We start from the raw sequence: 12,529 nt of genomic DNA on the forward strand, positions 1-12,529 counted from the left end.
TTGCTTTCAGATTACTATTTTAGTAGTGCATTCACAGGTTTCAACGGTGTAATTGAGGTACTGACAAAGTTGTGAATTGCTTTCAGATTACTATTTTAGTAGTGCATTCACAGGATACCCGCCATAAAAAGCTGGTATCCTGTTATTTAAACAATAAATCAGAATCATAAAATCCGAGTAACTCTAGTCTTATAATATACTGAACTACAACACTTTTCACATCCTAAAAGAGTTCCAATTGCTGACTAGGTAATTCTTGGGGAATTTCTTTCTGACCATGAAAAAGTTCCATCATACCAAACTGTTTATCGGTTATTTGCATAATACATACCTTCCCTTTTTTAGGTAAAGCCTGTTTGGTACGCTTAATATGTACCGATGCATTTTCGCGGCTGGCGCAAAACCGCATATAAATACTAAACTGGAACATGGCAAAACCATCATCTAATAAGTTTTTCCGAAATCGCGTTGCTACCTTACGCTCGGTGGTAGTCTCTGTCGGCAAATCAAAAAATACAAGTACCCACATGCTTCTATACTGGTTTAATCGTGAAAATTTATCGTCCTTCATAATTATAATTTCTAAATCCAGTGCTTCAGTATAATGTGCTGTCGAAAATCATTCAACCACTTTAACATACCAATCAAACGAATTAAAACACAGGTTACTGAGTGTCTGCCCAGCAAACATATCGAAGCAATCGGTTTATCCAAACTCAGGATACAACAACTTCCTACTAATTCCTGCAAAACATTCATACAAACTATTGGTCGTTCTACTCATAGCTATCATCAACGGACTCTGCTTCCCATCAATAATCACATCCATAGCCGGAATACATAACAACTCTGCTTTTATAGAGCGTGTTAACTCATCTATATTACAACCTGTCTCTACAATATCATACACTACAGCATCTACAAACGGACGATAAGGTTCCATCACATCATCGGCCAAACAAAATGCATTGTATTTATTACTGTGGAAAATCCCTACACTGGGCAACAAACCACTACTCACCAAAGCACGAGCAGCGACGGCTCTTAAAATGGCATAACCATAATTCAGCAAATTATTAGGTGGCACACCTTTTTGATTTCTACTAAAGCCTTCAACCTCATCAAACAAGCTTTGAAAATAATACGCAGCCGCAATCGCTTCAATATTTCCAGGATCGCCACTTTTCACCTCCCTACCCCAACGCTTTAATTTTAAGGCCTGCTTACCTTGTTGTAATAAATGATTGGCTTGATTATCCACTTTTGCACTTACAGTCTGTTGCCACAACTGTTTTTTTAAAGGCACCGAAGCGTTTAATTGATAACGCATGCGCTCGGTTTGTTCGCTATGTCCTACCAAAGGCTGCAAAAAGCTACAAGGCAAATGTTGCTTATCGCAAGTAATAACCGCAGTTTTGTTCTGCACCAACTTCATCAATAAACCATTGGTAATGGTAATTTGTGGATCTTCTAATACCACATATCCCAAATCTTCAATAGGAATAGTAGCTTCCTTTTTATCTTCCTCAGGAAAATTAACTACCAATTGTTCATGTTTTGTACTTAAATAAGCTGGATTGCCAAAAAATAATGTTCGCTTTATCATGGTTGGAGTTGGGTTTAGTTAATTGGATTGCATTATAAATTCATTAGGTTCTTGATTATGATAATATTTAAATTGTCTCGGTCGTCAAAAAGCGCTATTACTGCTTCACTTGCAACACTTGTATGTCCTTCTGAAACAATAGTATGGTAAGATGAATACCGCCAAGCATCCAATGTTTCGGTAAATCCACCAGCTATCGGATTGTAATGTATGTAGTGAATTAAATTGCGGAGATAGATATCGTCCGTGATTTGTTTGCGTTTAAAGGGATGCCTAAATAAGCTTCCTTTTCTGTTTTGCTGTTTGTTAAACGCTTTTGCATAGGCATTAAAGAAATTACTAAACTGCTGAGAAATGAGACCTTCAAGGTTTTGAAAACCTTGAAGGTCTTTATTTCCTTTAGCTTTTAACCTATTCAACTTATCCTCAAAAAACCGATTTAAAACAGCCTCTTCTTTTATACGAACCAAAAAATGAAAATGATTCGGCATCAAACAATAACAAAACGTATCGGCTATCGGATTGATATACTCGCTATACTTCTTTAGAAAATACTGGTAATTTTCGTTCGACAAAAACAAAGCCTCACTCCCATTCGCCCTATTATAAATATGATAGGTTGCTTCCGGAATTAATATGGCTTGGTTGTCTTGCATGTTGGTTAATTTTAGGCTTCTTGTAAGACCCGACAGGTTTTGAAAACCTGTCGGGTCTTTACCAAAGTAGCTTATTTATGCTAATCCACTCCGACTGCTTTAAATCCTCATTATATTAAGCAATATAAAAACCGTCTTTTTTTAGTTGAATGGCATCTATCATGGTTTTTTGTTTTTAATGTGACTGGATTAGCTCTTCAGGGGTTTTGCCCCCTTGAAGGGCTTCTGATTTAAAATTTCCAAGTTATCGAACCATCTAATTTCATTTCAAAGTCTTTTTCTTCTATGGCGAAATCATATTTACCGGGTGTTAACAGCAATCTCGGAGCTACAAAGTCTGAAGAAAAACTTGAAAATCCGTCTTTTCCTTTAGTTCCAAATACATCTTTTGGAAAATCTTCAACTAGTTGCTTTTCATCTCTAGCCTCCATATGATGCTGAAACATAATTCTTTGAGTTTTAGCATCCGTTAATCTTTTAACCATATACAATCTTTCAGACAAACTCCCAACATCTAAATCTTTAAGCTCCTCTTTATCATTAATATACATCAAAACCTTTTGACCTACCATAAAAACATGTTTCAACTCGGCTTCTTTTAGATTCTTCCCTCTACCAATGTAAACTGGTTCCTTTGATTTAAATAGCAATTCAAAACTAACTTTATCAAGATATTTTGAATATTGAGCAGACTCAAAAACATTAAAAGGAATTATGGATCTTCCATTTTCATTTTCGTACAAACCAAACATATAATTTTCTCCAGAATCTGCATAGATATAGTTTTTATAGTCTTTAGATGATTTATAGATCTGCTCTTTTACTATCGTAGCATTGTCGGGGTTCATAAAACCACGCGCAGCCTTTACCCTGCAACGTAAATGACGTAAAACATTACCTTGAAAATCCTTTAATTCGTTTTGCTTTACCCCTTCAGCCAATTGTTTTCTTAAATATTTTGCCAAATGGTCGTCAACAATTACATCTGTCTTAAAATTAATAGTATCAATAGGTTTTCTTAGCACCATCCACATCTCATCCTTCCCATCAACTTGATTGTAAACAATATTTCCTTCTTCGTCTTTTTGTAAACTTCCCTTTTCATCTTTAGCGGCAATCTTTATTTTTCCATAATATGTTTGCTGATGAAGTTCCCCTCTAACAGAATCTCCTTGAGCAATTTTTGGAATCTTGTCCCCATTACTATCTAATAATAACTTACCATCCCCATCTCTTAACCAAACTATCCTGCCTCGTTTTCTAACTTTTTTAATCCCCGGAGTTAACGTCTGGTCTTTATCTGCCATATTATTGATAAGAATATTTTTCTTAATCTCCTCAATCATTGAATAATTAAACTCTGAAAAAGGCTTTTCATGATACTGACTACCTCTGTTTGCTTCTCCAAACTCATATGCCTTTTTCAAAATTTCTTCACGTTTTCTAGCCGAAGGAATCAATGTCAATACTGCTGCATCAATTGCATGATGATAATGCTTTCCTCTGTCTTTAGCTTCTCCTTTAGGCTGTATCTCGTAAATTTTTCTGAATTCTGCAGTATTTGTACCCTTAATGACATCTACTTTATTAAAAACTGTTTGTAAATAATGAGTAGCATATTTAGTAATAATTTGAGTGTCTATTAATTGACTATTTATAAAACCTTTAGGAACTTCAGTTCGAGTAAACCTATCTAACTTATTTTTCCAATAATCATGTTCCATCTGTCTTAGATGACGCTGACGAATTGCGTTATCTTTTTCCCCTTTGTCCATCGCCCTTTTAGATTTAGATTTCCAGAACTCTATTTGATTATATAAATCATCAACTTTCTTTTCCCAAGAATGTAATCTGGGTTCTATTGCTGTATAACCGTGTGATTCACTTTTATAGTTGGGCAATTCTGTAGGCATCCGATTATTTTTTACACCTCGATTATAATCAGCATAACAAACTGTTAAGTTTGCCAGAGAATTATCAAATGATTTGCTTCTTGGAATGGTATGTTCAAAATCGATTTTATTAGTATCAAACAAATCAGTTAACTTAATTAACTTTCCTGTATACATACAAATACAATTCTGTTCTTTCCATAATCTATATTTCTGAACATCATTTTTTGAAGCATTTAGAGATTTTACAACTTCATCATAATTTTCTAATTGCTCAGACCACAATCTAAATTTATCTGTATCTTTTGCACTTTGGGGGTTTGCCACACCTTTAAAATCAGGATCCTTTATAAGCTCTTCGATTGCACTTGCAAACATTCTATTTTCTACTTCCCTATTTCTCTGATATGTTTCTATTGCCCACCGTTTATTACTATAGTCTAAACTATTCTTTCCCTCCCTGGCAATCTCAACTACTATTCTAGTCTCTGCATCAATTTTCCCTATCTCTAATAAATAATTAACAACATCCCGTAATTTATAAAGCGTTTTGTATGCCATTGGATTTTTAAATGCCGCTGTCTTGGGACTTAATAAAAATTCCTGACCTTCTTTATTAGGATAAATAGCAATTTGAGAAGGATGGTAAATTTTATCTAACAACTTCTCTCCTACATTGAAGTTGTCATCCAAAAACTGCTTTATTTGATTTAATAAATGTGGTGGTTTTATATGTTCTCGCTTAGAGGAAGCAAAAAAATCCTGATACTTTTCGGCTACTACATTTAGAATCTGTTGCTTATAATCATCGTCCAGTTTCAGCCAGGTTTTATCACCAAAATTTTCTATTGCTGCAATCTCAATATCTTTTAAATCAGATTCCACTAATTTGTACGATACATCTTTCCACCCAAATCTATCTTGATAATCTAAACCATAATACTTAAAAATCAGATTATTGGTTATGTTTACGATTTTCTTTTGATATCTATTTTCTTTAATTTCATCCCTAATTGCTTTGAAAATAATTTCTTTATCAGCTTCAAAAACTTCTATACCTAGTATTTCTGGTATCTTTGCCAAAATAACTGCTTCCGAATAAATCATTCCTTCCCGCAAAAAAGGTAAAATATTGTTGATTGCTTTTAAACTTAAATTGGCATAACCAACCGGAAAATTATTAAAGAGTCCTTTTAATTCTTTTACTTGATTTTCATTCAATACTAGCACATCAATTAAAAACTCTTCAAAATATTCTTCATCTTCAAAAGAAAACAGGACATGCCAAACATCTTGTATGGTATAAGTTTTAGTTCCATCCTCTCCTTTTCTGTTCCTTTTAACTACAGATTTCTCAAAATTTTCCCAATCTTCTCCAAAAACAGATTTTAATCGTGCCGAAACAAAACAACTTGAAACGGAAACTTTGTCCATTTTCTTGCTATAATTCAACTCCCAATTTTTCCCTCCGTTTGCTATAATAAACTTTCGTATTTCATTAAAATCAAACTCTCTTTTACTCTTAAAGAAAAACTTTTCGTGATATATTTTCTCTTTTAAATCCAAGGGTATGGGTTCAAAATTTGCAGCAGCATCTATTCTGTATTTAATATTGTTGATAAATGACCATGCTCGATATTCTTCAAACTTTGGGTGACTTATTGGGCATCTTGATTTATTTGACTCAAGTGTACACTTACCTACCAATCCTTTTTGAGATCGTAACGGTCTCTGAAAAAAGATTGCCTTTTCAACCATTTCTTTAAAATCATTTTCAATGATATTTTGGAATTCAAGGATTTTATGAACTTCTGACAAATAATCAGCCCTTAAAGTATATCGATTTCTTACTCGCACATGTTTATCCTCCAAGTGTGCAAAAGCAGCACCTAAACTACCACATTGAACAATTAAGTTTTCATAATCATTTCTACCAACTGTTTTAGTTTCATTGCTTCCTTTAAAAACAGCAGTTTTTTCATTTGCGCCTTGCTTTCTACTACTTTTAAAACCACGCCTTTGAGCAATATGATACAACGCTCTCCCCACTTTATAACGATTTTCTTCTACAGTTAAATCTAACTTTTCAGTAATTAGCATTCTTCTTAACTGATAAGGACTAGAAAAATCAGCAACACCATCACCATTTAAATCCAACCTAATCCATTGTTGAAATGCTTTATCATTTATAGGAAAAACTCTACCTATCCCTTTTTTATAATTTTTCCACTTGTTTAAATTTTCAATTTTCAACGGACAATACCCATTCTCGATTAACACTTTCAATGTTTCCCATTTTCGATATCTTCTTGAATTATAAAGCCTCCTAGACGAACGATGCTTAGTTCTTTCTGCTGCAAAAGAAAATTCGCCAGACTTACCTTCCCCTACACCCTTCTTAAAAGTATAAACACCATACCATGAAAAAATGTTATCTTCCCTTAATGTGAGTCCTATTGAATTTGTACCTAAATCAATTCCTAATGTTTTATTCATATTTTTTTATATATTTGGAGTCTGAAAGACAATTCACAACAAGGCTATAAGCCGAAGAAATTCTCAATCCTGCGTACTCCGTGGGATTTTTTATTTTTAGAATTGCACTCAGAGTCTAATCTTATTTATTATTTATTCAATTTTATATTAAACCCAAACACAACTTGTTTGGCTTAAAACAATAGAATTGCACGAAACAATCCGATTTCAAGTAAAAATCAAATGCTATTAAATATTGGGAGAGATTTTAAATGTAGTAAAAATATTTCAAAAAAAGGAGTGAAAAATTACAGATTGCAACTACAACTTCCTTAAATAATAAAGTTTCTGAGCCTTCTATAGAAACTACAATGTGACAAATACTTACCAACAATAGGCAATCCTAAATAAATTTTAAAAAATAGAATTAGAAAAAAATCAGTCTAAATCTTTCATAAATAGTTCTATTCCACTATTACCCTCGCTTTTTAACAAATATCCCTTACCATTAACGTCCTGATAAAAAGCTACATTGACTACTGCAAACGCTAAGCCCTTGCCCTCTGGTATTTGGGAAATTGCTATGTTAAACGAATCGCCATCAAAATGGCGTTCTACAACCAATGTCGGAGCCCACGCTGTTGTATAAGTAAGCGTCTCAAAATCAAATCGGATAACACTTAGTGTCACTTCCATAAAATCACTAGACTTAGGAAACCCCACCCCTAATCGGTTCATATCTTCAGCCTTAAATGTTAAAGAATCCCAATCGAATCTGTAAGCACATGGCAGCAGATTAGTCCGTTTCGGGGTAAATTTAAACCCCTGTAACATTTGCTTTCCTATATCTGTAGAAATACCATTGGCCACCGTACGCTGACCATGCATGGAAATCGCATCCAAATGCTTTATCTGTAAAAATAATTGCATCAACCGGCTATGCAAAGTACCATCTTTATAAGTCAATAACATGGGGCGTATAGCAGCCTTAAACGCTTTATTGACGTACGAACAATTTCTAAATTCCGAATTTTGTTCCCGAACCTTTTTCATATTCGGACTCTTCTTTACAGCCTTACTCGTAAAGCCTCCACCAGCCACCCGCGCCGTAGGTTTATTATTCAGATAATAAAAGTTAATGCCTCCTAAAGTGCCTTCAAAAAACACAATCCCTTTTTGTTTCGCCATAACCACAATCTCTTAAACCCCTACAAATTAGCAGTTTAACTCTAATTACAATGCAAGACAGTGAGAGTTTTATTATATATTACACCAACTATATACCAAGGTTATGCCGACCTTATACTGACCTTATGCCGACTTTCATTAGGATTTAACTTACAAAAACTAGCACATGCCTAAAATGATTGCTCCAAAGAATCATCTTTAGAAATTAAGAAGCATACCGTATTCGAACTAAAATACTTTAAACGCACACAAACATATTCAGTAACCTAAAAAACATTTTATTTGTGAATTAGTGGCTAAAAATTTTGTAATAACTGAAAGTCTTCGTCTGAACAAGAATAGTATCAGCTAACAAATGAGAGCTCCAAACTCTAAATAGTAACAACCAAAAAGAGTTGATCAATAAAACAACTAAACCATTATAGACTGGAAGTCCCATTATTCGCGTTTATTTTAGCCACAAATACACGAATATTATTATATAAACTATATCAAATTTTCGTGCATTCGTGGCGCAAAAATAGTTATAGAAACTGAAAGTCTTGCTCTAAAAGTGCATAGTTTCAACTAACGACTAAGACCAATGAATTCCATCACACCTTTCAAATCTCCACTAAAAGAAACCTACAAACCTCCCAAAAGTTTGATAGTCATAATAAGCATACCTACTATTCCCCCAACTATAGCACCGTTAAGACGGATGTATTGTAAATCTTCGCCAACTTTGGCCTCGATCTGTTCTACGAGTTCGACATTAGACAGCTTCCCTAAACTTTCGGCAACTAATTCGCCAATTTTGTGATGATTCTTATCGATCAACTGCAATAACGTGGACTTTAACCATGCATCAGTGCGCGCTAATTTCGAGGCATCGTTATGCAATGCTTCTAACGAGGTCTGCAACTTTGCTTTTAAAAATATAGTGGTATCGCTTTCATCTTCAAACAATTGTTCGTGAATAACATGTTTTAATCGAGTTAAAGCTTGTTGCACTACCCCAGAATCCATCAAACGCAATAAAAACTGTTCGCCAAAAACATTAACATCGTGTATTGCAGGATCGTTCTCTGTAGTTAAACGTTGGCCATAAGCGTACAACTGCTGGTCTAATGCCTGAATAATTTTATGATCGCCAGGAGCTGCCTGTATGTCTACAACCAATTCGTAAAGTTGCTCCTGTATGCCTTCAGCAATACGTTGTGGTTTTATAGCGCCAAAAATTTGTCCAGCACCTACCAAGAAGCCTTTAAATGCCGACCCTTCTTTTTGTTTTCCCACTTGGATTTTAACTTCGGTAACTAAAAATTCTAAAGTTGCTGGCTCGGCTATTTTATCTTTGAGCACATCTAAAAACACTTTTACAATACCATAATGGTCTTTTTGATCTACAGTCTGTTTTAATAAATCTCCCAAAGGCTTAGCTATGTTATTGCCTTTACAAGCCGGACGAATAATATCTTCTAAACTGGTAACTACTGGCTCCGAATCTAATTTCTGCAATAGTTGCTCCAATTCTGGTTGTAAGGTGTCCCAAATAGAAGTTTGGTTTTCACGATCTAGTAAATAGGTAACAATAGGTTTGGTTAGCGATACTTCGGAAATTTTATCGTTAAGCATAGACTTAGACAACCATTCGTTGTTAACCAAATCTACAATTCCAGCCGAAAGTTTCTCTCTGCTTTTTACTATAATATTGGTATGCTTTTTAACATAGGGAATAGGAATTTCTTGAAACAAAGCCCGTACAGCAAACCAATCGGCTACCCCACCAACCACAGCCGCTTCAAAACCAGCAAGTAAAATTTCTAAAGCAACGCCGTGGTACCATTCCATTTTTTTTACGACCAGTCCTACAATCAATAAACAAACCGCTATGGCTAGCGATCTATTTCCTAATCTATTCTTTTTCATGTCCACTTAATTTCTACAGTAAGTTTATAAAAAATATCTAAAAACAGATGTTCTATTTGCAATTAATATTGAAAAAATCCAATCTTACATCCATTACATCTAACTGATTTCCCAAAGTTCTATTAGCTATTACACTAGCGCTTATTATATGGCTTTAACACAATTTAACGCCTAGATTTCCTATTTTTACAAGAACAAACTAAAACAGACTCCCCGTGAACGCTATTGTTTCCAACAGCATATTAGACCGATTACCTGCTCATTTAAAGCAATTTATAAAACCGCAACACTATAACGATTACACCGCTGTAAACCAAGCAGTATGGCGTTATGTAATGCGTAAAAATGTAGACTATTTAAGCACGGTCGCACACAATTCGTATCTGTTAGGGCTTAAACAAACGGGCATTGCCATAGATAGTATTCCGAATATGTATGGCATGAATCGTATTTTAAAGGAAATTGGTTGGGCTGCGGTTGCTGTAGACGGATTTATACCGCCTAATGCCTTTATGGAATTTCAAGCCTATAATGTGCTCGTTATTGCTAGTGATATCCGCCAGCTAGAACATATAGAATACACTCCTGCCCCCGATATTATTCATGAAGGTGCAGGTCATGCGCCTATTATTGCCAATCCTGAATATGCAGAATATTTAAGACGTTTTGGCGAAATTGGTTGTAAAGCCATTTCTTCGGCTAAAGATTACGAGCTTTACGAGGTTGTTAGACATTTATCCATCATAAAAGAGGCTCCAAACACGCCAGAAGCAGACATTATTGAAGCCGAAAAACAATTAGACGCGCTGCAACAAAACATGGGAGCACCTAGCGAGATGGCTAGAATTAGAAATTTACATTGGTGGACTGTAGAGTACGGACTGATTGGCACTTTAGAAAATCCTAAAATTTATGGCGCTGGTTTATTATCATCTATTGGAGAGAGTGCCTGGTGCATGACCGATAAAGTGAAAAAACTACCATATACTATAGACGCTGTTAATCAAGATTTCGACATCACCAAACCGCAACCTCAATTATTCGTGACTCCAGATTTTGCCCATTTAAGCTTAGTTTTAGAAGAATTTGCAAACACCATGGCACTACGAACTGGCGGATTGGCAGGACTTCAAAAATTAATAGCATCGCAAGCCTTGGGCTCTATAGAGTTAAGTACTGGACTTCAAATTTCTGGGATATTCAATACCGTAATAGAAATTAATAACACGCCTATTTATTTTGAAACTCAAGGCCCAACCGCGCTGGCGAATCGTGAAAAAGAGTTGGTTGGCCACGGTACTAAAAATCATCCTAACGGTTTTGGTTCTCCCATCGGAAAATTAAAAGGAATTAATTTAGCCATCGAAGATATGAGTCCGCGCGATTTAAGGGCTTACAATATTTATGAAGGTGAAGTCGTAACCCTAGAATTTGAAAACCATATTATAGTGAGTGGCGAAATTATTACAGGTAAACGCAATTTACAAGGCAAAATTATTCTTATAAGCTTTAAAGATTGTACAGTAACCTATAATAACGATATCCTCTTTAAGCCAGAATGGGGCATTTACCACATGGCCGTAGGCAAGACCGTAGTATCTGCTTTTTCAGGACCGGCAGACTATAACAGTTTCAATTTGGTTACACACACACAAAGTTCGCAAACCATTAAAATAAAACAAACACCAGAGCAATTGCACTTAGAACGTTTATACCAACAGGTGCGCGACTATCGCGAAGGTAAAAACACGACTATATCGCGAACTAAAATTCTTGAAGCTGTTATAGAGCATCATCCAAACGATTGGTTACTCGCTGTAGAACTATACGAATTAGCCCTAAACCCAAAGGACACCGAATTACAACAACATGTTTTACAACACCTGGAAACTGTAAAATTGAATCGACCAGAAGTTGGCCACCTTATAGATGGCGGTTTGGAAATTATTAATAAAAAAATATCGGTGTAAACTATCTATAACCTTCTAAAACACGCTTGGTAAAATCGCTTAACACTAATGTTCCACTAATTTGGGCACGCTCGGCAAGTAATTCATCCCAATGGTCGGTGTTGTTCCAAATTACTTTTTTCATGGCTTGCAAAGCGTCTGGATTGTAACTTGCTAGTTTTTTAGCTAGAATGGCTACGGCATCATCTAAAGCTTCAATACTTTCGAAAACTTCTGCGAAAAGTCCGTTGTTTTTTGCCCAATCTGCGCTGTAAAATGTTTCGGCATTTAACGTCATTTGCGACATATTCGAAACGCCTATTTTGCGAGTAACGGCAGGTTCTATTACAAACGGCCCAATACCAATACTTAATTCACTTAACTTTATTGAGGCATATTGGGTTGCTAAACAATAATCTGCTGCTGCTGCAAGACCTACTCCCCCGCCAACAGCTTTACCTTGCACGCGACCAATAATGGGTTTACTGCACTTTCGCATGGCATTAATTACGTGGGCAAACCCCAAAAAGAAGGCTTTACCTGCAACTTCATCATCAATTAAAATTAACTCGTTAAAACTAGCTCCGGCACAAAATGTTCTGTCACCGCCACTTTGCAAGACTATAACTTGCACATCGTCTGTTGCTCCCGCCCATTCTATTTTAACTTTCAATTGCTGTAACAAATCGCTAGGCAAAGCATTATGAGATGGATGAAAAAAGGTGATATAACATACACGATTTTCGATGCTATGTTTTACAAAGGGCTGTTCCATATTTAATACTGATTTAGTAAAAAATCGAAGATACAGATTTTTTAAGTTACCCAAACGGAAGTTTTCATTTTCCTATT

The 12,529-nt window shown here is 35.3% G+C and carries 8 protein-coding genes and 1 CRISPR repeat array (1 of these 9 cut by a window edge); of the genes, 1 reads left to right on the top strand and 7 read right to left on the bottom strand.

Annotated features, from left to right (window positions below):
* A CRISPR array of direct repeats spans window positions 1-114; the repeat unit is 46 nt; unit sequence GTTGTGAATTGCTTTCAGATTACTATTTTAGTAGTGCATTCACAGG; it begins 844 nt to the left of the window's first position.
* 109 nt (window positions 115-223) lie between these two features.
* The 6 genes from cas2 to ACR9EA_RS13240 form a co-directional block, all read right to left on the bottom strand.
* Window positions 224-571 (bottom strand): CRISPR-associated endonuclease Cas2, encoded by a 348-nt coding sequence (gene cas2, locus ACR9EA_RS13215; RefSeq protein ID WP_435133918.1) that lies wholly within the window; start codon window positions 569-571, stop codon window positions 224-226.
* Window positions 572-706: 135 nt separating this feature from the next.
* Entirely contained in the window at window positions 707-1,606 is a 900-nt protein-coding gene (cas1, locus tag ACR9EA_RS13220; RefSeq protein ID WP_435133921.1) for a type II CRISPR-associated endonuclease Cas1, read from the bottom strand.
* 32 nt (window positions 1,607-1,638) lie between these two features.
* Window positions 1,639-2,262, bottom strand: a complete 624-nt coding sequence (locus ACR9EA_RS13225) for a transposase (protein WP_435133924.1) — start codon at window positions 2,260-2,262, stop codon at window positions 1,639-1,641.
* A gap of 230 nt (window positions 2,263-2,492) precedes the next feature.
* The gene (gene cas9 / locus ACR9EA_RS13230; protein WP_435133927.1) at window positions 2,493-6,650 is read right to left on the bottom strand and encodes a type II CRISPR RNA-guided endonuclease Cas9; all 4,158 of its coding nucleotides are present in this window, start codon (window positions 6,648-6,650) and stop codon (window positions 2,493-2,495) included.
* Window positions 6,651-7,067: 417 nt separating this feature from the next.
* Window positions 7,068-7,817, bottom strand: coding sequence for a hypothetical protein (locus ACR9EA_RS13235; protein ID WP_435133932.1), 750 nt, complete (start codon window positions 7,815-7,817; stop codon window positions 7,068-7,070).
* 624 nt (window positions 7,818-8,441) lie between these two features.
* Window positions 8,442-9,728, bottom strand: a complete 1,287-nt coding sequence (locus ACR9EA_RS13240; RefSeq protein ID WP_435133935.1) for a DUF445 domain-containing protein — start codon at window positions 9,726-9,728, stop codon at window positions 8,442-8,444.
* A gap of 215 nt (window positions 9,729-9,943) precedes the next feature.
* On the opposite strand from ACR9EA_RS13240, the gene ACR9EA_RS13245 reads away from it, so the two are divergent.
* A complete protein-coding gene (locus ACR9EA_RS13245; protein ID WP_435133938.1) occupies window positions 9,944-11,698 on the top strand; it encodes an aromatic amino acid hydroxylase in 1,755 nt (584 codons plus the stop codon).
* A gap of 1 nt (window position 11,699) precedes the next feature.
* Here the strand turns inward: ACR9EA_RS13245 and ACR9EA_RS13250 are convergent, their stop codons facing one another.
* Entirely contained in the window at window positions 11,700-12,452 is a 753-nt protein-coding gene (locus tag ACR9EA_RS13250; protein ID WP_435133941.1) for an enoyl-CoA hydratase/isomerase family protein, read from the bottom strand.
* Between the last annotated feature and the right edge of the window lie 77 nt (window positions 12,453-12,529).

Source organism: Formosa sp. A9, assembly GCF_051200825.1.
Taxonomy (GTDB): domain Bacteria; phylum Bacteroidota; class Bacteroidia; order Flavobacteriales; family Flavobacteriaceae; genus Formosa.